Here is a 22,394-nt window from a genome sequence, read left to right on the forward strand (position 1 = left end):
GCGATCCGTCGCGCAGGGCGCCCGCGTTTCCCGTCGTCCGATTCATTTGGGAAAGCGCTTTCCCTATTGTGTCGCACAACCTGCCCGGCGTGCAAGCACCGGCATGAAACGATCGGCTAGGGGATATCCCGAGGGCCTGCGCGACGGCCGCGAGCCGTCCCTATGCGCCCGGATCGAGCGGCCATCGTGCCGAAGGCGCTATCATCGACGATGCGACTTTCGTCCGGCCCCTTTTTGCCGGCCCCACTTTCAACTCGCTCAACCGACATGACAACGACTACCGAACGCGTGGACGGCGCCGCCCAGCATCTCGTCGCCGCCCGCCATGCCGGCTCGCCCGGCCCGCTGTTGCCTGATGCGCTGCGCCCCGAGGACGTCGACACCGCGCTCGCGATCCAGCAACGCGTGGCCGACCTGCTCGGCGAACCCGTCGGCGGATGGAAATGCGCGCTGCCGCCGCCCGACCGCGTGATCCTCGCGCCGATCTTCGCGTCGACGATCCGCGAAGCGGATGCGCCGTACCGCGTCGTCGGCGGGCCGATCGTACGGATCGAACCGGAAATCGCGTTCGTGCTCGATCGCGACCTGCCCGCCCGCGAGCGGCCGTATGAGGAAAGCGACGTGCGCGCCGCGATCCGCGAAGTGCGCGTCGTGCTCGAGGTGCTCGGCTGCCGCTATGCGGAACCGGCGCGCGCGTCGAAGTTCGAGCTGCTGGCCGACGGGCAATTCAACCAGGGGCTGTGCGTCGGCCCCGTCGTGCCCGACGGGCTGAACGTGCCGCTCGCCACTTTGGCGCTGTCGTTCGAAGGCGCGCTGAACCGCACGATCGACGGCCGCCATCCGGACGGCGATCCGCTGAAGCCGCTCGTGTGGCTCGTCAATTTCCTCGCGTCGCGCGGCGATGCGGTGCGCGCCGGGCAGATCGTGACGACGGGTTCGTACGCGGGCGCGATCGACGTGCCGCTCGGCGATGCGCTGACGGTCCGCTTCGGCGAGCTCGGCAGCCTGTCGGTGACGTTGACGGCGTGATCGGTCAGGTGCGTGGCTGCCCGGCGTTTCGTGACGGCAGCGTCATCGCCGCCACGCCCGCGACCACGCATCCGAGTCCCAGCCAGGCCGACATCGACAGCGACTCGCCGAGCAGCGCCATGCTGATGCCGACGCCGATCGGCACGCGCAGATAGGCCTGCGCGGTCGTGCCGACCGAACCGAGCGTCTGCACGAGCCGGAAGTAGATGACGAACGCCAGCGCCGTCGAGAAGATCGCGAGCGCGGCCAGCGCCAGCAGCGCTTGCGGCGACGGATGAAGCGTCCACGGCCGGTCGACGACGAGGCTCGCGGGCACCAGCACGAGCGCGCCGACGACGAGCGAGCCCGCGGCCGGTGCGGCGGGCGACAGTCCCTTGAACGAGCGTCCGTAGATCGCGGCGCCCGCGTAGCAGACGGTCGCCGCGACGATCGCCAGTTGCGGCACGAGTTGCCGCCCCAGTCCGTCGAGCACGCTGACGCCGACCACCAGCGCAATGCCCACCAGCCCCGCAACGACGCCGAACAGTTTGCGCGGCGTCAGGGGTTCGTGGCGCGTGATCAGCCAGGTGCCGAGGAACGCGAGCACCGGGGAAGCGGAATTGAGGATCGTCGCGAGACCGGCTTCGACCGAACGCTCGGCCCACGCGATCAGCGTAAACGGCACGACGCTGTTCAGCAGCGCCTGCACGAAGAAACGCCGCCAGACCGTCGGATCGCGCGGCATCGGAATCCGCCGGACACGCATCCACATCAGCAGCACCGCGCCTGCGATCAAGGTGCGCGCGGCGATCAGCGTCAGCGGCGGGATCGTCTCGACGCCGATCCGGATGAATGTGTAGGACGCGCCCCATAACGTCGAAAGCGTCAGGAGCAGCAGCAGGTCCGCGACGGCGGGCGGGCTGCGGGTCAGGGCTGGCTGCATGTCGGGTAACTCGGATTCGCGGGACGGGACGGGGCTGGCCGGGTCGGCATCGACCCGTTCGCGTCAGGCCGCACGTGCGGATTATGGCGGCGGCCGCCAGCGGATGCTTCAGCCTCGCGCGAAATGTGGGTTGCCGGCATCGACGACGCACGCTTCGCCCGCCCGTCACCCCATGACGCGGATGCGACACGACACCGTGCACCTTCGATTCGCCGTGATAACGTTGCACATCGTCGCGCGTTCCGGCCCTGACGCCGCGCACGCGCATCGCCTTCACGCCCAGACCCGCCATGTCGCTGACACCGCTTCCCGCCCTGCTCGACGAAACCCTGCACGCCGTCGTGCGCCGTTACCGGCTGCCGCCGCTCGACGGCGCGTCGTCGCTGACCGATGCGACGAACCCGGCCACCGCCCTGGCGATCGTGATCGAGGCGGCGCGCAGGATGCGGGCGGACGGCCACGCTCCCGGCGCAGCATTGCGGCAACGCTTCATCGATGCACTCGCGCAGATGATCCGCGACGCGATGGATCCGGCATCCGGCGATCCGTCGTTTCAGGCCTCGGTGCTGCGTCACGATGCGCCGAGCGTACGCGAATACGCGTCGCTGTCCGCGCACGCCGAGCAGGACCGGCGCGCGCTCCACTCGGCCGTCAATGCGATCGCGCACCCGGCCAAGCTCGAGCGCAGCGCACTGGCCTGGCAACGCGACGGCCTCGCAAGGCTGCATGCGGCCGCGACTGCAGCGTCGTGGGCCGGTCTGCATGCCGCGCTGGCGCAACTGCTCGCGCTGCCCGACATGGCAACCGACGCCGCTTTCGAGCAGGACATCGTCAAGCTGAAGGACAGCCCCGCGCTCGAACGCATGCTGCGTCTCGATGCACTGGCATCGGACGAAGATGTGCGCCGATACCGCGCGCTGTGGGTCCGCCAGGGGCCGCTCGAAGGCAGCACGGTCGCCGTTGCGCAGGGCGCCGCTTCCCAGCAGCGCGGTGCTGCCGTCGAAGCGCTGGCGGCACAGGCACTCGATGCGCTCGCACGCAGGCTCGACGCGGTGGACGAGCAGCGGACCTACCGCGTGGTCACGTCGATGCGCGTGCCTTCGTCGATACCGGGCCGGCACGACCGCGCAAAAACCGAATGGGACGCGATCCTGCTCGAACGCGCGCGCGGCACCGATCCCGCGTCCGCATGGAACGTCCGCTTCCTCGTCGAAGCGAAGGCGTCCGCGGATGCCGCGACGACCGATTTGCCGCGGCTGCTGCGCGGCCTGAACCTGCTCGCGCAGGCCGACCCCGGCACGGTCTATGCGTTCGAGACGCACCAGGGCACGGTGCGCGTGCAGGGCGCATCGCTGCGCGCACTGGCGACCGACGAAGCGTCGCTGCAACGGGACGTGCTCTATTGCTGCGATGCCTCCGCGGACGCGACGCCGCGCCTGCTGGGCGCCGCAAGCCGGATGCAGCTGCTGTCGGCGCAGGCGAGCCTCGAATACGCGAGCGCGCTCGCGCAGCAGCGGGATGCCGATCCGGACGGCCTCGGCGTCGTGTGGCACGCACTGCTGACCCTGCCGCAATGGCATGCCGTGCTGCATCAATACCCGTCGCTGCGGCAGGTCCGCGAACTGATGGTGGCGATCGACGACCTGCGGGCCGCGATCGACGACACGGACGAAGGCGGCATCGCAAGCAGCGTGTGCGCGTGATGCTCGAGCACGCCCGCCGCGCGACGCACACGCGCGGCCCGCTCAGTTGGTGAGCACGCCGAACGGCAGCGTCCACCCGGTCAGCCTGCCGCCGTCGCCCCATCGCGCGTCGGCCGCATCGACCGGCAGCAAGACCGGCGCGGCCGCACACTCGAGCGTCTCCTTCGGCGTATGGCCGAATTCCGCCTTGAACAGCCGGTGGAAATACTTCTCGTCGGGAAAGCCATGCGCCCACGCAATCTCCGCGATGCGCTGATGCCGGCGCTGCGGATCGCCGAGCACGTGGTACGCGTGGCGCAGCCGCCTGCGCGTGATCTGCCGCATCACGCCGCCCTCCTCCTTGAACAACTGATAGAGCCGTGCCCGCGACACGCCGATGTCGCGGCAGATCCGCTCGGGCGAGAGGTCCGGCTCCAGCAGGTGCACGTCGATGTAGCGGCGCACCCGGTCGACCAGCGCATGATCGATCAGGCCGCGCGCATCGTTCAACGCCTGCGCGGCGGGTGAAACGGCCGCGGCCAGCAACAGCAGCATCGACTGGACGATGCTCGGCACCTCGTGCATGCGCAGGTTCGACAGGTTCCGGAACAGCGACAGCATCTGGTCGGCGACGAGGCGCCCCACCCCGCTCGTCAGCGTCTGGCCGTGCGCGTGCGCCGCGTGGCTCGGCAGCAGATATCTGGGCACGACCAGGCTGATCACGTCGCCGGCCTCGACCTGGCAGTCGTTGATCTGCGCGACGTCGTAGACGAACAGGTCGCCGGCGCCCTTGATCAGCTCGGGCCCGCCGGTATGGCACGCGAGCCGCCCGCCGAGCAGCAGCGTGAAACGGATCGAATCCTGCCCGTCGAGCCGGATTCGCCGCGGGGTGCGGTGCACCGTATAGGTCGGCGCGCGCGAGCGCCAGTGCCTGCCTGACAGGATCAGCGGGCCGAGTGCCGCGCCGCTCGCTTCCGCGTCGAACGGGCCGAGCCCGCCGTCGTCATCGAGCCGGTAGTCGCACAGCATGTCCTTGACCCAGACATGGAACCGGTCCGGCTCGGGGTAGTCGATCGTGCGAAACTTGAAAACAGGGACGAATGCTGCTTGATCCATGACAGTTTTTTTATCGAACCGGCGGGAAAGGGTGCATCGGTTCGTCGATTATCGGACCAAATTGCGCCGGCGCAAGGCCGGCGCAGTACATCGTCCACCCAAACGGTCGACCGGCGCCCGGCGGCGGGCGTCGTCGTCATCGCAGCCATCAGCGTTGCGGATGGCATTCCCAGTTGTTGTACGTCGGCCGATCGATCGGCGTGAGCCCCGGAATCATGAACACCGTACAGCCGAAACGCCGCCCCTTGCCGGTCGTCGCGTCGTAACTCACCTTCTGGCCGCCCAGTCCGTCCTTTTTCCCGTACTGCACGTTGGCGATCGTGATCTCGTCGGACGACGCGAGCCCGAGCGTCTTCGCGGTCGACGTCTGCACGTCGATCATGTTCATCTGCGTCGTGCCGCACGCGGACAACACGAGGGCCGCGACCAGGGCGCCCAGCGCGGTCCGGACGGTGCAATGCAAGCTTCCTTTCATGCTTTCTCCCTCAATTTCCCGGCGCGAACCGGTTACGATCCCGGCGTATAGAAACTGGCCTGCACCTGGCTGCCGACGCTCGGGACATACGACAGCCAGGCAAGCGCCATCGCCCCCGTCGCGTTCACGGCCAGCGCCGGCCACGACGCGCTCTGGGCCGCCACCGTCGACGCGCTCCACGCACCCTTCCGGTAGCTGGCCGCGATGACCGCCGACGCGCCCGGCAGGCCCGTGTCCTGCCATGCCGCCGTCACGTTGCCTCCCGCATCGACCACGAGCGGCGGATACTGGCCAGCCGCACCGTTCAGGTGCTCCGTCAGCCGCTGCAGCGACCCCCAGTTCCCGCTGGTATCGGAGACGCTCACCTGCAGGGCCGCGCCGCCTTCCGCCCACATCGCGGCGGCCACGCCGTTGTCGTTGACGGCCAGCATCGGCGTCGCGATGAAACCCGTCGGCTCGACGATCGCCGGCGAAACGGGCTGCGCGGGCTGCCATCCGGTTCCGGACACATATCGTTGCGACATCGTGGCGGTGTAGATCTTCCCGCCCGTCACGTCGATTTCCCCCCAGAGCAGCGTGATGTTGCCCTTCGCGTCCATGCCTGCCACCGGCGAGATGATCGTCGTGAACAGGCTCGTGTTCGACACGGCCTGATTGACGTTGGTCCAGCCGTTGGCCGCGTCGTACGTGGCGGTCCACAGCGCCGAGTGCGTATGGTTGGTCTGCCGCCATGCGAGCACGGCACGGCCCGACGACAGGACCGAGATCATCGGCCTCACGTTGTCGGTGTCGCCGGTCACCGCCCCCGGCCCGCTCTGCACCGGCATCTGGATCACCGCCGGCGACGACCACTGTCCGGCCTGCGTGTAGCGCGACCACGCGATGCGCGTATCGAGCAGGCTGATCGACTGCGTCCACGCGACGAGCGCGTTGCCCTGGCTGTCGATCCCGGCCGAATAGGTCGAACCCGTCACGTCCGGCACCAGTTCGAATGCCGCGCCCCAGCCGCCGGCCGGGCTGTACGGCCGCGCCCACAATGCGTACGTGTTGGGGCCCGGCATCCATTCGGTCCAGAACGCGACGGCCTGCCCGCTCGCGTTGCCGACCAGTTGCGGCGGACTCGAGCTCGTCGTGTTCATCGAATGCGAGCCGTCGCCGGTGTCGAGCCGCGTCGCGCTGCCCCAGCCCGAACCCGCGACATAGTGCGCGCCCCACATCTCGTTGCCGTTCGCACCGGCCGGGCCATTGGTCATCCAGGTGGCGAGCGCGTTGCCGCTTGCGTCGATCGTCACGCTGGGATCGCCCTCCGGCCCCTTGCCGTCCACCGCAGCGGCCGTCGACCAGCCGGCCTGCGGTTGCGTGGACCCGCCGCCCGTCGGGCCGCCGCTCGAGCCGCCACCGGGCGAGGTCGGGCCGGAAGGCGAGCCGGGATTGTTCGGCGTCGACAACGACGCGCCGTCGTTCGTCGCGACGTCGTCGCCGCCGCATGCGGTCAGCGCGAGCGCGGCTGCCATGACCATCCATGTAATGGGTTTCATCGGAATCCTCTTGTTTTCATTTGCCGGCGCACTCTCGTCTGCCGTCCGCCGCAACGACGCATCCCATCGTCCGGCCCATTGATAAGCAATACTATTTAACAGGCATGGAAACCGGCATCGGTTCGCCACCCCTTGATGATCGATTCCGCCGTGCGGATCGACGCGAACGCCGCTTGCGGCAAACCTCCCCCGTCGGGCAGCAACGATCACGCCGGGTCGTCTTTCGTCGGATGTCCGTCACTGCCGGCTGCATCTTAATTCAAGCGATCCGGATTCAAGGTGGCGTTGCGTCCACACTGAGTGGACTTCCATTTCGCCGGGCCTGTGCTCGGCCGGGCCGGCCCGGCTGCACGCCGGCAGGCGTTGCCGCCCGTGAGGTACGATACGCGCCGGGGCAAACCGCGCCCCCTGAGAGATCCGGCCGTCGCGGCCTCCTACCCAGCACAAGAAAAATGCCAAGAAACCCATCGCTGCACCGAAACCTGTTCGCCGCGCTGGCGGCCAGCCTGCTCTGGACGCCGGCCGCCCATGCCAGCGGGGACGACGGCTGCTACGTGCCGAACACGCTCCGGCAATCTTCCTATTCGTGCGGCAACCTGCCGATCCTGACGCCCGCCAACGACACGCGCATCAACGCGATGCTGATGATGGTCGATAGCAGCAAGGTCGCGCAGGTGTTTCCGGACCCGAAGACCATCCCCGCGAAAGAGCGGATCAACCAGATCGTCGTGCCGTTCCCGATGGATTTCTCCGGATGGATCTACATCGGCCAGAAGGAACCCGACAAGACCGGCAACGCGCCGGATGCGGATGCGTCGTCGAACCGGTATGCCGACGGCGAAGGCAGCATCTGCCGCAGCATGGGCTCGGGCTCGGACGCGTTCAACGACGCTCTCGGCGGCGCCGGCGGCCTCCCCGCCGACGAGGCCACGCGCCTGCGCGCGGCGCGCGCCGACATCGCACAAAAAACCTGTGCCGCGGGCGGCGCGAGCGCCGCGTGGACGAAGCCGCCGGTCAAGTCGCCGCTCGGCCAGCAGTTCGCCGCGTATCTCGACGGCACGAACGCGTTCTACCGCGCCGACTTCCTCACCGCGACCCGGGCCTTCGCGAACGCATCGCACAGCGCGGACCCGTGGCTGAAGGAAACCGGCCTCTATATGGCCGGGCGCGCGCAATTGAACGCCGCGCAAGCCAACGCATTCGACAACGACAACCCGACGCCGTCGCGCGCACGCGTGTCGAAGGTGTCGCTCGACGCCGCGAACACGGTGTTCCGCACCTACCTGAAGGTGTATCCGCAGGGACGCTATGCGGCCTCCGCGACGGGGCTGCTGCGGCGTGTCGCGTGGCTCGGCGGCAACGTCACGCAGCAGGCCGACCTGTATGGCCACGCACTCGCGCGCTGGTCGCCGGCGACATCGAACGTGCCGCTGATGCAACTGGCAAACGAACTCGACAGCAAGCTGCTGTTCGGACCGGACTTCGACGCGCGCCAGATCCAGTCGCCCACCGTGCTCGCCACCGTCGACCTGCAGCGCATGCGCGTGTCGGACAGCAGCGATTCGACCCGCAAGCCGATGACGCTGGACGAATTGCAAGCGCAGAAGCCGCGCTTCGCGAACGCGCCCGCGCTGTACGACTACCTGCTCGCAACCTGGTATGTCCAGATCGGGCACAAGCCGGATGCCGCGCTCGAACTGCTGCCGCAGACGCCCGCCGCGCCGCTCGACTACTTCGGGCTCAGCCAGCAGGCGCTGCGCGCATTCGCGCTGGAGGACAGCGGCCAGAACGACAAGGCCCGCCAGCTGTGGCGCGACCTGGTCCCGCTCGCGAAATTCCGCTTCCAGCGCGAAATGCTGGAACTCGCGCTTGCGACCAACCTGGAGCAGGCCGGCCTCGTCAACGACGTGTTTGCCGACGATTCCGTCGTGCAGAACGCCGCGATCCGTGCAGTCCTGCTGCAGCGCACGGCCAATGCGGACCTGCTGCGCGCGCAGGCGCAGAACCAGGCGACCGGCGGCGCGCTGCGCGACACCGCGCTGTACACGCTGCTGTACAAGGAACTCACGCGCTCGCATTACGCGGAATTCATCGCCGATACCGCGCTGGTGTCCGGCACGCCCGCCGATCCGCTGAAGCCGTTCATCGCATCCGGCGCGAAGAACGAAGACGGCTACGCGTGCCTGTCCGCGCGCGACATCGCCACGGCGCTGCAGCAGAATCCCGCCGATCCGAAAGGGCTGAACTGCCTCGCCGATTTCGTGCGCCTGCATCCGCCCGCGTCCGGCCTCGAAAGCGATCCGGTGCCGCCGTGGATGCGCAGCGCGTCGAACACGTCCGCTACCCGCGTGCCGCCGACGCTCGGTGCATCGCCGTCGCAGTTCGCGGGCAAGCCGTACGAGCGGATGTCGAGCTACGTGACGGTGATGGCCGATGCGCAGGCGAACCCGAACGACCGCGCGTACGCGTTCTACCGCGCGATCAAGTGCTATGCGCCGGCCGGCTCCAACGAATGCGGCGGCAAGGACGTGCCGAAGAACACGCGCAAACGCTGGTTCGATACGCTCAAGACCGCCTATCCGGGCAGCCCGTGGGCGCAGAAGCTCCGCTACTACTGGTAAGCGCCGCATGAAGCGCATCGCGTGCATCGCGCTGCTGCTGGCCGCGCGCGCCGCGCTGGCCGGCACTGTCGACGCTGCGCAGTACGACGCATTCTGGCTGTGGGCGGGCGTGAAGCCGCAGGCGGTCGTGCACGGCGCGCGCACCGTCTACGTGCTGCAAGGGCAGATCGAGGCGTCGCCGCAGGACGAGTCGCAGGTACGCGTGATCGCGCAGGGCGTCGCGCTGCCGCCCGCGCCCGATGCGCGCGTGTGGCTCGTCTATCGTGCGCATACGCTGCGCTGGACGCCGCGCGTCACGCAGATCATGCTCGCGCAGCTCGAGCGCTGGCGTGCGTCCGGCCGCACGATCGCCGGCATCCAGATCGACTTCGATGCGCGTACGCGCCACCTGCAGGATTACCTCGAATTCCTGCGGACGCTGCGCGAGACCTTGCCCGCCGATTGCCGGCTGAGCATCACGGGGCTGCTCGACTGGAGCAGCCGCATCGATACCGGTCAGGTCAACCAGCTCAAGGGGATCGTCGACGAGGTGGTCGTGCAGACCTACCAGGGCCGCAGCACGATCCCCGACTACGCGGCCTACCTGCCGCGTGTCGCGCGGCTGCAGCTGCCGTTTCGCATCGGCGTGATCCAGGGCGGCGAGTGGGACGCGCCGCCCTACCTCGCATCGAATCCGTGGTTCCGCGGCTACGTCGTGTTCCTGCGCAACCGGTAGCGGGCGGCCGCACGGCGAGGGCGATCCCGCCCGCGCGCCCGGGTCAGCCCGGGCGCGGCGAGCTCGCGTCCACGTACACCCACGCCGCAACTCCCGACTCGAGCACGACGCGGTCGCGCCGATACGCGTCGACTTCGTAGTCGTCCGCGTGCCGCAGTTCCTCGCGCGTGATCGCAAACACGGTGCCGGTCACGCGATCGCCGGACTGGCCGGTATAGGCCACCACCGGGTGATGGGTCTTCCCGCTCGTCGCGACCACTTCCGGGTCGTCGATCTTCAGCATCGTCATCGCGTAGCCGGGCATCGCGTCCTCGCGACCGTCGAGCTTGCGGCCGAAGGTGGCGAGCTGCACCTGTTCGAGTTGCAGCGTGCCGTACGAAAAGAGGTGTTCGGAAAAAGCGGTAGCGGAACTGGACATGATTGAACTCGAGGAAAAAATCCGGGGCACGTGAAGCGTAACGCAGATCGCCGAAGCGCTACACGGCGCCCGCGATCGTGCTGCCGAGCCCGGCGAGCGCAATTGCGAGCAGCGCGAGCGCCGACGACGCCGAGATCCATCGCTGCTTCCGGTGAATCGATGGATGGTTGATCGCGGCCATGTAGCCGGTCAGGATCGTGAAATCGACTGCGATCCACAACGCGGCCAGGATGGCCAGGCTCACGCGCGAGTCCGGCGTGATGCCGACGAACTGCGGAAAGAACGCGACGAAGAACAGCAGGTCCTTCGGGTTCGCGATGCCGACGAGGAAGCCGCGCACGATACCGGGCAACCCCCGTGGCTGCGGCACCGGTGCGCCTGCCGCCGCGTCGTGACCGGCGCGCCATTCGCCGAGCAGCGTCCGGATCGCCAGCACCGCGATGAATACGCATCCCGCGACATGCAGCCCGGCGAGCAGGCGATCGCTGACCATCACGACGCCGAACACCATCAGCATCGCGCCCGCGATCATCACGAGGCTCGCGGCATTCGCGCCCACCGCGGTCAGCACGCCCTGGCGGAAGCCGCGCCGCGCGACGGTACCCGTCACGAGCATGACGACCGGGCCGGGGGTCGCGATGAGCAGCACGATCGCGGCGAGATAGGCGAACAGCAGCGGGTAATGGAGTGACATGAATAAAAGTTGATCGACGATTCGGGAGGCGTACCCATCACGATGGCATCATGGAGGCTCGACGTCTCGGACGGCACGGTTTCAGCCAGTATCGCGCGTCCAGGCTGCCGGTGAAAAACGGAAAATCCTGTCTAGTGACATGAGTTTTATTCATATTCAAAACCCATGAAGGCCAAATCGCTTCCCCCCGTCTATGCGCTGCGCGCGTTCGAGAGCGCCGCGCGCACCGGCTCGTTCACGCTCGCCGCCGAGGAACTGAGCCTGACGCAAAGCGCGGTCAGCAAGCACGTGAAGACGCTCGAAGCCTATTTCGGCCGGAAGCTGTTCGTCCGGCGCGGGCCCAGGATGACCGTGACGGCGGAAGCGCACATCTTCGCGTCGGGCCTGAGGCGCGGGTTCCGGCAGGTCGAGGAAGCCTGCATGCTGTTCCAGACGCAGCGCGACGTGCTGCGGGTCAAGGCGCCGTCGACGCTCACGATGCGCTGGCTGCTCGACGCGCTCGCCGCCTTTCGCGCCACGCAGCCGGCGTTCGAAGTGCAGATCGCGAGCGTGTGGATGGATGTCGATACCGTCGATTTTTTCAGCGAATCCTACGATTGCGCGGTCCTGCTCGGCACCGGCAGGTTCGGCGAAAGCACGCACTGCGTGAAGCTGTTCGACGAATGGCTGATTCCGGTGTGCTCGCGCGCGACCGCGACGGTCGCGCGCGCGAACCCTTCCGCGTGCGAGCTGATCCACCCTTCGCCCGACCGGCGCGACTGGCGCCGCTGGCTCAAGGGCAGCGGTCACGATCTGGATGTGGACATCACGCGCGGGCAGGTGTTCGACATGCTCGAACAGGGGATCGCGGCGGCGATCGCCGGCCACGGGATTTCGATCGGCGACCTCGCGCTGTGCGCGAAGGCGATCGACGAGAAGCAGCTCGCGCTGCCGTTCAAGACGGCCGTCAGCACCGGTGACGCGTATTACCTCGTCTGGCCCGAGGATTCCGGCAAGGCTGCGCAGGTGCGCGAACTGCATACGTTTCTGGCAGGCCGGATGCCGCGCCTCGCGCATCCGGGTGTTCGCTTCAACGGGATGGGCTGAAACCTGGCGATCGCGCCGCCCCTTTCAACGGGGCCGGCGGATCGCCTGCCGCCGGTCACGGCGCAGCCCGCCGACGCAGGCATGCGCCCAACATCGTTACGCCTGCACGAACGCCAGCAGATCGGCGTTCAGCACGTCCGCATTGACCGTCAGCATGCCGTGCGAATAACCCGGGTAGGTCTTGAGCGTGCCGTTCTTCAGCAGCTTGACCGACTTCAGCGCGGAATCCGCGATCGGCACGATCTGGTCGTCCTCGCCGTGCAGCACGAGCGTCGGGACGGAGATCGACTTCAGGTCGTCGGTCTGGTCCGTTTCCGAGAACGCCTTGATGCCTTCGTAATGCGCCTTCGCGCTGCCTTCCATGCCCTGGCGCCACCAGTTGCGGATCACGCCCTGATGCACGGTTGCCCCTTCCCGGTTGAAACCGTAGAACGGGCCGCTCGGCACGTCGAGGAAGAACTGCGCACGATTGTCGGCGAGCGCCTTCCGGAAGCCGTCGAACACTTCGAGCGGCAAGCCGTCGGGATTCGACGCGGTTTTCAACATCAGCGGCGGCACCGCGCTGACCAGCACGGCCTTCGCGACGCGACCGGCCGGCTCGCCATGCTTCGCGACGTAGCGGGCCACCTCGCCGCCGCCCGTCGAGTGACCGACGTGCACCGCATTGCGCAGGTCGAGCGCTTCGACGACGGCGAACGCGTCCGCAGCGTAATGATCCATGTCGTGGCCGTCCGAGACTTGCGCCGAGCGACCGTGGCCGCGCCGGTCGTGCGCGATCACGCGATAACCCTTCTGGACGAAGAAGAGCATCTGCGCATCCCAGTCGTCGCCGGACAGCGGCCAGCCATGGTGGAACATGATGGGCTGCGCGTCCTTCGGGCCCCAGTCCTTGTAAAAGATCTCGACGTGATCCTTCGTGGTGACGTATGGCATCGCGATGACTCCTGTGAGGTGAATGAACATGGCGCACTCGCCGGCAGCCATTATCGGACATTAATGTGAAATCCCGATGCCATGACAGGCCACGCAGGCCGATCATCCGCCGACAGGAAATGAACGGCGCCGTTGCGTCGCGCACCGCGCGCGTCAGCCGTCCGTCGAAACCGTCACGGCCTCCCACGCGCGGATTTCGTCGTCCAGTGCCGACAGTTTGTTCCGCACCAGCCGCAGCGCATCGCTGCCGAGCAACAGGTGCGCGGGCGGGTGTTCGGCTGCCATGACGGCGAGCATCGCCCGCGCGGCCTTCGCGGGGTCGCCCAACTGCTTGCCGCTCTTGTCCTCGCGCGCCTGGCGGATCGGGTCGAACAGTGCGTCGTAGTCGGCGATCGAGCGTGGCGTGCGCGCCATCGAGCGGCCGGCCCAGTCGGTGCGGAACGAACCCGGCGCAACGGCCGTCACGGCCACGCCGAACGGCGCGAGCTCCTTGCCGAGCGTTTCGGAAATGCCCTCCAGTGCGAATTTGCTGCCGCAGTAGTAGGCGATGCCCGGCATCGTGACGTGACCGCCCATCGACGTGATGTTCAGGATGCGGCCGCGCCGGCGCTCGCGCATGAACGGCATGACGGCCTTCATCATCGCGACCGCACCGAATACGTTCACGTCGAACTGCCGGCGCATCTCCGCGAGCGGCGCTTCCTCCATGATCCCTTCGTGCCCGTAGCCCGCGTTGTTCACCAGCACGTCGACCGGCCCGACGTTCGCCTCGATGTCCGCGACGACGCCGTCGATGCGCTCGAAGTCGGTCACGTCGAGCACGCGTGCAACCGCCGCCTGCGCGGACAGCGCCTCGAATTCCCGCGCCGCCTGCGCGCTTCGCACCGTGCCGACCACCGTGTGACCGGCCGCCAGCGCCTCCTGTGCCAGCGCGCGACCGAAGCCGCTGCTGACGCCCGTGATGAGCATGATGTTGCCTGATGCCATGTGTGCTTCTCCCGAATGTCGATTGAAGCATGCATACTAGTCTGACGATCGATGTCGATTAAGCCCGATTCCACTGATTTTCTTGCACAAAACTATGAGCACGGCCCCCACCTCCGCCCGACCTCCGTCGCTGCCGCCGCGCGACCGGAAGCGCCTGGTCACGCTGCTGCGCGCGCTGGCGCCCGACGAAGGCTACAACCTGACGGCGCTGCCGAGCGTGCGCATCCTGCGCTCGAACCGCGCGCTGTCGCGCACGCCGGTGCTGTACGACCCGGGTATCGTGATCGTGTGCCAGGGAACCAAGCGCGGCTACTTCGGCGGCGAGCGCTATCGGTATGACGAGCACCATTACCTGGCCGTCGCCGTGCCCGTCCCGTTCAGCATGGAAACCGACGCCACGCCCGAGCGCCCGCTGCTCGCGCTGTACCTGCACCTCGATTTCACGCTGGCCGCCGAACTCGCCGCGCAGATCGACCGCGAAGGCAGCGCGGAACCCGTGCAGGCGCCGAGGAGCATGATGTCGACGCCGATGGACGCAGCGATGCACGCGTCGGTACTGCGGTTCGTCGAGGCGATGCACCGGCCGCTCGATGCCGCGGTGCTCGGCCCGGCGTTGCTGCGCGAGCTGTATTTCCGCGTGCTCACCGGCGCGCAGGGCAGCGCGATGCGCAGTGCGCTCGCGATGCGCGGGCAGTTCGGCCGGATCGGCCGGTCGCTACGGGTGATCCATGCCGACTACGCGCAGCCGCTCGACGTATCGCAACTGGCCGGCGAAGCCGGCATGAGCGTGCCGAGTTTTCACAGTCACTTCAAGGCGATCACGCAGGTGTCGCCGATGCAGTACCTGAAATCGACTCGCCTGCATCAGGCACGGTTGTTGATGGTGCGTCAGGACCTGACGGCGGAGGCGGCCGGCTACGCGGTCGGCTATACGAGCCCGTCGCAGTTCAGCCGGGAATTCAAGCGCCTGTTCGGCCTGACGCCCGCGAAGGAAACGCAGCGCATGCGCGAAAGCTTCGCGATTCCGGAGGCATTCGAGGATGCGGTGTTCGTGTCGTCGCATTGACGGGGGGAACCGCGAGCGGCACATGCACGATGCCGGCCGGTCCGCGCCGTCCCCATGCATGCCCTCGTTGCGCCGGTCGGCCATGACCGCACGTTTTGCGGGCATGTCGCCATCGCCCGGAAAGAACGGACCAACCCGGGCCATGACATCGGCCGGGGCCGGACGATCGACACCGATGTGGATGCCACGGGAATGCCGGATGCTGTCGCGCACACGAACCGGTCAATCCCGCCAATCGACGCTGCGCATCGAAACCATGCGCAACCGGATCGCTATCGGAAGACGTCGCGCATGTCCGCTCCGACCCGCTCGAACACATGGCGCGCTGCCGGCGTCACGCCGCCCATATGAATGCAGCCATGGACCATTCCGGGCAGCACACTCAGATTGACCGGCACATTGGCATGCTGCAAACGCTTCGCGTACGCTTGCGCTTCGTCGCGCAACGGATCGAATTCACACACGAGCAACGTGACGGGCGGCAACCCCTCGTGCGAACGCGCGCGCAGCGGCGACACATAAGGCGATCGCCCGTCGGCCGGATCGTCCAGATACATTGCGTAGCAGTACTGCATGACCTCTTTCGTCAGATAGTAGCCCTGCCCGTAAGTGTCATAGGACGACGTGTCCATCGACGCATCGAGCGGCGGATACAGCAACAGCTGATGCGCGATGGCAGGGCCACCTTGCTCGCGGGCTACCAGACACGCCGCCGCCGCGAGGTTGCCCCCGGCACTGTCGCCGCCGACGGCGATGCGCCCGGGGTCGAGCCCGAGGTTGCCCGCGTGTCGGCACACCCAGGCAAGCGCATCGCAGAAGTCCTCCAGCGGCCCCGGGAACGGATGCTCGGGCGCAAGCCGGTAATCGACCGACAGCACGACGCACCGCGTCGCGTTGGCCAACGCGCGGCAAGGATTGTCGTAGAGCTCGAGCGTACCCAGGCACCACCCGCCACCATGCGCATACACGATGGCCGGTCGCGGTAACCCGCCATCCCCGGTGTCGTGCGGCCAATAGGCACGCACGCGTATCTGTCGCCCGTCGCGCGTCGGCGCCGCGAAGGTTTCCATACGGCCGATGGATTCCAATGGCCCGTGCCATGCCCGCAGCGCGCGATCCGTGGCATCCCGCAGCTCGGCCAGGGACGAAGGCGGTTCGCCCACGGCCAGTTGTTCCAGCAACGCTGCAATGTTCGCGTCGACCGGCATCTCAGCGGCTCCGTTCCAGGAACGGGAGCAGGTGCCCGATAAACACCTCGGGCGCCTCCTCCATCACGAAGTGGCCGCAGTCGGGCACGATCGCGCCCTGCAAGTCGGTCACGTTGTCGCGCATGGTAACCAGCGGCGCGTCGCGGGTGGCGTGTTCCGCGCCGATGGCGAGCACCGGCATCGTCAGCTTGCGCGTCGCCCGCGCCTGATTCTGGCGAATCGTCTCCGGTATCGCGCGGTAGTAGGAGAAACCACCCCGCAGGCCACCCGGCGATGAATAGGCATCGACGTAGACCTCGACGGCCACGCGGTCGCGCCGGAACGACCAGCGGTCGAACATGAACTCCAGATAGGCCCGCTCACGCCCCGCAATCAGCGTTTCGGGCAGGTCGGCCAGCTGGTTGAACATGAAATGCCACAGGAAGATGTTTTCTTCCGGTGGCGCGAAGATCGAAGGCGCGGGCGCCAGCCCGGGGATCACCGCCTCGGTCAGGACCAGCGCCGTCACGGCCTCGGGCCGGTCGCTGGCCAGCGCATAGGCCACCCACATCCCGACATCGTGGCCTGCCACCTGGTACGCGTCGAAGCCGAGTTCCACCATCACACGATGCATGATCGCGGCCGTGTGCCCCGTGTCGTAACCCTCGTGAGGCCGGTCGGAATAGCCGGTGCCCGGCGGGTCGACCGCAATGGCCATGAAGCCCCGTTCTTCGAGTGCGCGCATGACGTGGCGCCACGCGTACCAGGTCTGCGGCCACCCGGGAATCAGCAGGACGGGAGCGCCCGTGCCGGCGATGACGCAATGGATTCGCTGGCCGTCGATGCGGACGTATTGATGCGTAAAGCCTTCGAAGCCGGCCGACGGAGACAGAAGTTGAGCGGACATATGATTTTCCGTAGTGATGTGGGAGCGGCTCACGCCAGGCCGAGCATGGTGTGGATTTGCCGTGCATCGACCGCCGCACCGGCGAAATCGTCGAACGCGCGCTCCGTCACGCGGATCATGTGGTCGTTGATGAACGCCACGCCTTCGCGTGCGCCATCCTCCTGGTTCTTCAGGCAACACTCCCACTCCAGGACCGCCCAGCCCGGGTAGTCGTACTGCGCGAGCTTGGAAAAGATCGCCTTGAAATCGACTTGACCGTCGCCAAGCGAACGGAAACGACCCGCACGATCGAGCCATGAACTGTAGCCGCCATAGACGCCTTGCCGCCCCGAAGGCTGGAATTCCGCGTCCTTCACATGGAACATGCGGATGTGTTCGCGGTAGATGTCGATGTAGGCCAGATAGTCCAGCTGCTGCATCACGAAATGGCTGGGATCGAACAGGATCTTGCAACGCGCGTGCTGGTCGACCAACGCGTGGAATCGTTCGAACGAGACGCCGTCATGCAGATCTTCGCTGGGGTGGATCTCGTAACACAGGTTGACGCCGTTGTCGTCGCAGACATCGAGAATCGGGCGCCAGCGGCGCGCCAGTTCATCGAAGGCCGCCTCGATCAGGCCCGCGGGCCGTTGCGGAAACGGAAACAGGTAGGGCCATGCCAACGAGCCCGAGAAGGTGCCCATCTCGGTGAGCCCCAGGCGGCGTGACGCGCGTGCCGCCAGCTCGAGTCGCTCCAGCGCCCATGCCGTGCGCCTGGCCGGATTGCCGCGCAAGGGCTCCGGGACGAAGTTGTCGCACATCGCGTCGTACGCCGGATGCACCGCCACCAGTTGCCCGAAGAGATGCGTCGTCAACTCGCTGATCTCCAGGCCGTGCCCGGCCAGCATGCCCTTCACTTCGTCGCAGTAGTCCTGGCTGTGCGCCGCGGTCTCCACATCGAACAAGCGCCGCTCCCAGGCGGGAATCTGCAACGCCTTGAAACCAAGGCCGGCAGCCCATTGCGCGATGTTCGGCAAGTTGTCGAAAGGTGCGACGTCGGCAGCGAACTGCGCAAGATGGAGGCTGGGCCCTTTGAGGGTACGCATGTGCATGTCCTATTCTTTGTTGATCGACAAAGAATAGGACATGGGAATATCCCGTGTCAACACGGCACGCGATAAAATCGGCGCAACGACGGATCGGCAGACGAGAGAGGCAATGGCAGGAAGACCGAGGGAATTTGATCGCGACACGGCCTTGAAACAGGCGATGCTGGTGTTTTGGCGACGCGGCTACGAAGGCACGTCGATGTCCGACCTGGTCGAAGTCATGGGCATCGCCTCCGCACGCATCTACGCCGCCTTTGGCAGCAAGGAGGCCCTGTTCCAGGAAGCCGTGGCGCTCTACGAGCAAAGCGACGGCGGTTTCGCCGACCGCGCGCTCCGGGAAACGAATGTCCGCGCGGCCATCGAGACGATGCTGCATGAGGCGATAGCCACCTATACCAGGCGCGGCCGCCCTCATGGTTGCATGGTGGTCTCATCCGCCACGAACTACTCGGCCAGCAACGAAGGCGTCATGGCGTGGCTGACCGAACATCGCCGAGCCCGGACGCAATCGATCCTCGAACGCCTGCGAGAAGCGCTGGCCCAGGGCCAGCTCAAGCCTGGCACCGATGTCGGCGCATTGGCCGATTTTTACGCCGTGCAGTTGCATGGCATTTCCGTCCAGTCCCGCGACGGCGTATCGAAGGATCGCCTGCTGGCCGCCGTCGGGCCGGCGATGATGCCGCTGGATCTGGCGCTGCGCTAGCGAACCAGCGGCATCGTCCCGTGCTCGTCGGCATCGCGATCAGGGACGCGCGTTGTGCAAGCACGATGGCGCCGGCTTCAAGCAGAATCGCCAACACGGCCTCGACCTGGCGCGACACCCGCCATCTGTTCGCGGAACCCGCACGACGCCCGTCGTTGTGCAAGCGCGTCTGGCCGCGCCGCCGGTCGAAGCGCGCCACGCTGGCGACGTAAGTTTCCGCCGTCTGCATGCACGGCCTTTGCGAGCCCGACGCCCGATGCATGCACCTAGCCGGGACGGGCCTGCTCGCCGTGCGCGGTGTCGAGCACGAGACCGGCCAGCGACTTCAGGATGAATGCGGTCACGCCCCAGATGTCCTGCGGCTGGTCGGCCCAATACCAGCCACCGGCACGTTCGCCGTCGCTGTATTGCCGCGGCAGATCCGGGTTCAGCAGCGCGGAGAACGGAAACTCGAAGATCTCCTCGACTTCGGCCGGTGCGGCTTCCCATGCGGCGGCTTCCGGCACGAGGCCGATCACCGGAAAAATCGCGTGGTGGCGCTTGCGGGTCTTGTGAATCGGCATGGACCCGACGACCTGCACTGCGCCGGGATCGAGGCCGATTTCCTCGAACGCTTCGCGCAGCGCCGTTGCGCCGATGCCGGCATCCGACTCCGCCGGACGCCCGCCCGGAAAACTCACGTGCGACGAGTATTCGCTGAGCCCCGACGATCGCTTGGTCAGCAGGATCGTCGGCTCGCGCCGCGTGACGATCGCGACCAGGACCGCGGAGAATTTCCACTGGCCGTCGTTGTCCGCGAGGGAGTGCTTCGCCGTCGACCAGTCCGTTGCGGCGGGAATCCGGAAGCCTTCCACACCGCGCACGATTGCGTCCAGCGCGCCCTGCCGCGAATCGGCGTTCGGGACGCCGCTGTCGGATTTCATGTCTCCTCCTTCCTGCATGCTTGAATCTGCAAGCGCTGAGCGACACCGAACCCGACACGTGTTGCACGGGCACGGCGTCGTTATCGTAAAACCGATGAATCCGCATCCGGATGCGATCGCAAATGACACGCGTTCGAGCGCGGCCGTCTGCTTCGGCGCAAAAATATCCGCCATCGTTGCGGATGGTTGAATGCCTCGACCGGATCGCCTTCGACGCATCGAAGCAACCCGATGATGCATGAAAACCGGATCGCAGGTACGCCGCCCCCTTCATCGCATGTTGCGGGCACAATGGCGTACTGCATGGCCACCCCATGCATCGATCACGCGGCTGTGGACAGCCGATCACTCCTGTTTCGAAGCCGGGCAATCGCTTCATCCACGCGAGATTCACATGACCCCGTATGCCTTCCGCCTGCTGAATGTCTTCGCCGAGTCGACGTTCGGCGGCAACCCGCTGTGCGTATTCGACGATGCGCGCGGCATGGACGATGCGACCATGCAGGCGCTGGCCGTGCAGTTCAACCTGTCGGAGACGACCTTCGTGCTGCCGTCGGAGCGTGCGCATGCGCGCGTACGCATCTTCACGCCGGGCTATGAAATGGCCTTTGCGGGCCATCCGACGCTCGGTACCGCGCATGTCGTGCGCGACCTGCAGAAAGCAGGCGACACGCTCGCGCTCGAATTCAAGGCGGGGGTTGTCGACGTCCAGGCGCACGACGACGTGTGGACGTTCACCGCGCCGCATGCAGGCATGCCGAAAACGGCGCCGTGCCAGTTGACCGATGCGCAGACGGCGGCGCTGCTGGGCCTCGCCGAGAACGATCTGCTCGCGCCGCCGATCTGGGTCGACACGGGTGCAGACCAGTTGCTGGTCGCGCTCAAGGACCCCGCCGCCGTGCGGCGCGCGCGGCCTGACAGCGCCCGCCTCGACATCTGGCCTCAGAGCAGTCTCGGCCGCAGGACCGCGTATGTGTTCGCATTCGACGCCGAGCGCCCGGGGACGGTTGTGTCCCGCTACTTCTTCGTGAAGCAAGGCGGCGGCGTGTCGGAGGATCCGGGCACCGGGTCGGCCTGCGCGAACCTGGGTGGCTGGTTGCTTGCCGCCGGACGCGATCTGCCTGCCGCGTTTCAGGTCGAGCAGGGCGATACCGTCGGCCGGCCTTGCCGACTGCGGCTGTCGGTCGGCGCTACGGGTGACATCCGCGTCGGCGGGCGCGTGATCGAAATCGGGCGCGGCGTGATCAACGTGTGACGCGGGCGATCAGGGCGGCGCTTTCGCGCATCGCGCTCCCACCCGCCCCACTGCACTTCGTGCAGCGTCTCGCCGGGCCTGAGTACGCTCACGTCATCGCCGATCGACGCTAGGTGAAAGAAAACAGGGCGCCGGGCTTTTCGGCTTGGAAGGGATTCTGCGGTACGGTCCCGCGCCACCACTTCACATGCCCGCTCGATGAGCGGGCATTTTCCTCATCTCGCCCGCTTGACTGTACGTTCGCCCGAAAATACCGCGTTTCGGGCACGCACTTGCGCCACGCACGGTAAGCTGCACGCATCGCCCGCCCAAGCCGATCGCCGCCATGAACGACCTCGCCCCCGACCTCGCCCGCACGCTGCGCGCGTCCTGCGACGCCTGCTTCGGCACGGCCGCCGTCTGGCCGCTCGTCGAGCGTGCCTATGGCGAGTCGCAGCGCTTCTACCACACGCTCTCGCACCTGGCCGAACTGTTCGGTCATCTCGCGCCGTATCGCGCGGAACCGCTGTGGCCGGCGATCGAACTCGCCGTCTGGGCACACGATGTCGTCTACGCGACGACGCTGCCGGACTATGCGGAAAACGAAGCGCGCAGCGCGCAATGGCTCGTCCAGGTCACGAACGCGCGCTGCGACGCAGCGTGGTTGGAAGCGCATGCATCGCATGTCGCCGCCGCGCATGCATTCGTGCTTGCAACGAAATCGCACCGGCTGCCCGACAGCCTCGCGTCCACGCCGGCATTGCAGCGCGCGGGGCTGATTTTTCTCGATGCCGATCTCGCGATCCTCGCGGCCGCGCCCGGCCGGCTGCGCGAATACGATCGCGCGATCGCCCGCGAATGGGCGCAGGATCCCGATGCGCCATCGGCCATTTTCCGCGCGGGCCGCAAGCAGGCGCTCGAACATCTGCGCGCGCAGACCCCGCTGTTTCGATCGGCGGAATTCGCGCCGCTCGCACCGCTCGCGCAACGCAATCTCGATACGCTGATCCGCGCGTACGCATAAGCGCCGCGCCCGCCTGACGGACGCGCCCGCATCGCCGCCGCCTTCC

Annotated in this window: 21 protein-coding genes; 9 read left to right on the top strand and 12 right to left on the bottom strand. The window is 67.2% G+C overall.

From position 1 onward, the window contains the following. Positions 1 to 267: 267 nt before the first annotated feature. Positions 268 to 1,029 carry a 2-keto-4-pentenoate hydratase gene (locus OHZ10_RS35325; protein ID WP_059242132.1) on the top strand — a complete coding sequence of 254 codons (762 nt, stop codon included), beginning with the start codon at positions 268 to 270 and terminating at the stop codon, positions 1,027 to 1,029. Between the two features lie 4 nt (positions 1,030 to 1,033). Here the strand turns inward: OHZ10_RS35325 and OHZ10_RS35330 are convergent, their stop codons facing one another. Then, positions 1,034 to 1,951, bottom strand: a complete 918-nt coding sequence (locus tag OHZ10_RS35330; RefSeq protein WP_059242134.1) for a DMT family transporter — start codon at positions 1,949 to 1,951, stop codon at positions 1,034 to 1,036. A 290-nt stretch (positions 1,952 to 2,241) separates the two neighbouring features. Between OHZ10_RS35330 and OHZ10_RS35335 the strand changes: the two genes are divergently transcribed. Continuing rightward, positions 2,242 to 3,654 (top strand): hypothetical protein, encoded by a 1,413-nt coding sequence (locus tag OHZ10_RS35335; RefSeq protein WP_059242136.1) that lies wholly within the window; start codon positions 2,242 to 2,244, stop codon positions 3,652 to 3,654. A 42-nt stretch (positions 3,655 to 3,696) separates the two neighbouring features. On the opposite strand, the gene OHZ10_RS35340 is transcribed toward OHZ10_RS35335, so the two are convergent. The 3 genes from OHZ10_RS35340 to OHZ10_RS35350 all read right to left on the bottom strand — a co-directional run bounded on the left by OHZ10_RS35340 (position 3,697) and on the right by OHZ10_RS35350 (position 6,762). Beyond that, positions 3,697 to 4,749 (bottom strand): AraC family transcriptional regulator, encoded by a 1,053-nt coding sequence (locus tag OHZ10_RS35340; RefSeq protein WP_342706469.1) that lies wholly within the window; start codon positions 4,747 to 4,749, stop codon positions 3,697 to 3,699. Positions 4,750 to 4,897: 148 nt separating this feature from the next. Continuing rightward, positions 4,898 to 5,224: a hypothetical protein gene (locus OHZ10_RS35345; RefSeq protein WP_059242140.1), complete on the bottom strand. Its 327-nt coding sequence runs from the start codon at positions 5,222 to 5,224 to the stop codon at positions 4,898 to 4,900. 32 nt (positions 5,225 to 5,256) lie between these two features. Continuing rightward, complete coding sequence (locus OHZ10_RS35350) at positions 5,257 to 6,762, bottom strand: hypothetical protein (protein WP_342706470.1); 1,506 nt, start codon at positions 6,760 to 6,762, stop codon at positions 5,257 to 5,259. 452 nt (positions 6,763 to 7,214) lie between these two features. Between OHZ10_RS35350 and OHZ10_RS35355 the strand changes: the two genes are divergently transcribed. Both OHZ10_RS35355 and OHZ10_RS35360 read left to right on the top strand, forming a co-directional pair. After that, entirely contained in the window at positions 7,215 to 9,383 is a 2,169-nt protein-coding gene (locus tag OHZ10_RS35355; protein ID WP_342706471.1) for a hypothetical protein, read from the top strand. 7 nt (positions 9,384 to 9,390) lie between these two features. Continuing rightward, entirely contained in the window at positions 9,391 to 10,098 is a 708-nt protein-coding gene (locus OHZ10_RS35360; protein WP_059242146.1) for a DUF3142 domain-containing protein, read from the top strand. A gap of 43 nt (positions 10,099 to 10,141) precedes the next feature. Here OHZ10_RS35360 and OHZ10_RS35365 read toward each other — a convergent pair whose 3' ends face one another. Both OHZ10_RS35365 and OHZ10_RS35370 read right to left on the bottom strand, forming a co-directional pair. After that, positions 10,142 to 10,516 (bottom strand): gamma-glutamylcyclotransferase family protein, encoded by a 375-nt coding sequence (locus tag OHZ10_RS35365; RefSeq protein WP_059242147.1) that lies wholly within the window; start codon positions 10,514 to 10,516, stop codon positions 10,142 to 10,144. Between the two features lie 58 nt (positions 10,517 to 10,574). Further along, positions 10,575 to 11,210 carry a LysE family translocator gene (locus OHZ10_RS35370; RefSeq protein WP_059242149.1) on the bottom strand — a complete coding sequence of 212 codons (636 nt, stop codon included), beginning with the start codon at positions 11,208 to 11,210 and terminating at the stop codon, positions 10,575 to 10,577. Positions 11,211 to 11,375: 165 nt separating this feature from the next. Between OHZ10_RS35370 and OHZ10_RS35375 the strand changes: the two genes are divergently transcribed. Continuing rightward, the gene (locus tag OHZ10_RS35375; protein ID WP_342706472.1) at positions 11,376 to 12,296 is read left to right on the top strand and encodes a LysR substrate-binding domain-containing protein; all 921 of its coding nucleotides are present in this window, start codon (positions 11,376 to 11,378) and stop codon (positions 12,294 to 12,296) included. 96 nt (positions 12,297 to 12,392) lie between these two features. On the opposite strand, the gene OHZ10_RS35380 is transcribed toward OHZ10_RS35375, so the two are convergent. Further along, positions 12,393 to 13,229 (bottom strand): alpha/beta hydrolase, encoded by an 837-nt coding sequence (locus OHZ10_RS35380; protein WP_342706473.1) that lies wholly within the window; start codon positions 13,227 to 13,229, stop codon positions 12,393 to 12,395. Positions 13,230 to 13,382: 153 nt separating this feature from the next. Next, complete coding sequence (locus OHZ10_RS35385) at positions 13,383 to 14,216, bottom strand: oxidoreductase (protein ID WP_059242152.1); 834 nt, start codon at positions 14,214 to 14,216, stop codon at positions 13,383 to 13,385. Positions 14,217 to 14,310: 94 nt separating this feature from the next. Here OHZ10_RS35385 and OHZ10_RS35390 point away from each other — a divergent pair, with 94 nt between their 5' ends. Beyond that, on the top strand, positions 14,311 to 15,282 hold the full coding sequence (locus OHZ10_RS35390; protein ID WP_342706474.1) for an AraC family transcriptional regulator: 972 nt from the start codon (positions 14,311 to 14,313) through the stop codon (positions 15,280 to 15,282). Between the two features lie 272 nt (positions 15,283 to 15,554). Here the strand turns inward: OHZ10_RS35390 and OHZ10_RS35395 are convergent, their stop codons facing one another. From OHZ10_RS35395 to OHZ10_RS35405, 3 genes are read right to left on the bottom strand one after another with little or no spacing between them, the layout of a single operon-like run. Next, the gene (locus OHZ10_RS35395) at positions 15,555 to 16,490 is read right to left on the bottom strand and encodes an alpha/beta hydrolase (protein ID WP_342706475.1); all 936 of its coding nucleotides are present in this window, start codon (positions 16,488 to 16,490) and stop codon (positions 15,555 to 15,557) included. A gap of 1 nt (position 16,491) precedes the next feature. Continuing rightward, positions 16,492 to 17,376, bottom strand: coding sequence for an alpha/beta fold hydrolase (locus tag OHZ10_RS35400; RefSeq protein WP_256087524.1), 885 nt, complete (start codon positions 17,374 to 17,376; stop codon positions 16,492 to 16,494). A gap of 29 nt (positions 17,377 to 17,405) precedes the next feature. Then, the gene (locus OHZ10_RS35405) at positions 17,406 to 18,461 is read right to left on the bottom strand and encodes a sugar phosphate isomerase/epimerase family protein (protein WP_256087525.1); all 1,056 of its coding nucleotides are present in this window, start codon (positions 18,459 to 18,461) and stop codon (positions 17,406 to 17,408) included. A 112-nt stretch (positions 18,462 to 18,573) separates the two neighbouring features. On the opposite strand from OHZ10_RS35405, the gene OHZ10_RS35410 reads away from it, so the two are divergent. Beyond that, complete coding sequence (locus OHZ10_RS35410; RefSeq protein WP_340626145.1) at positions 18,574 to 19,167, top strand: TetR/AcrR family transcriptional regulator; 594 nt, start codon at positions 18,574 to 18,576, stop codon at positions 19,165 to 19,167. A gap of 266 nt (positions 19,168 to 19,433) precedes the next feature. Here the strand turns inward: OHZ10_RS35410 and OHZ10_RS35415 are convergent, their stop codons facing one another. Next, a complete protein-coding gene (locus tag OHZ10_RS35415; RefSeq protein ID WP_233464335.1) occupies positions 19,434 to 20,090 on the bottom strand; it encodes an NUDIX hydrolase in 657 nt (218 codons plus the stop codon). A gap of 394 nt (positions 20,091 to 20,484) precedes the next feature. On the opposite strand from OHZ10_RS35415, the gene OHZ10_RS35420 reads away from it, so the two are divergent. Beyond that, the gene (locus OHZ10_RS35420; RefSeq protein ID WP_342706476.1) at positions 20,485 to 21,345 is read left to right on the top strand and encodes a PhzF family phenazine biosynthesis protein; all 861 of its coding nucleotides are present in this window, start codon (positions 20,485 to 20,487) and stop codon (positions 21,343 to 21,345) included. A 325-nt stretch (positions 21,346 to 21,670) separates the two neighbouring features. Continuing rightward, positions 21,671 to 22,348 (top strand): hypothetical protein, encoded by a 678-nt coding sequence (locus tag OHZ10_RS35425; protein ID WP_256087528.1) that lies wholly within the window; start codon positions 21,671 to 21,673, stop codon positions 22,346 to 22,348. The last annotated feature ends 46 nt before the right edge of the window (positions 22,349 to 22,394 follow it).

The sequence above is a fragment of the Burkholderia arboris genome (assembly GCF_038723655.1).
GTDB classification, from domain to species: Bacteria; Pseudomonadota; Gammaproteobacteria; order Burkholderiales; family Burkholderiaceae; genus Burkholderia; species Burkholderia arboris.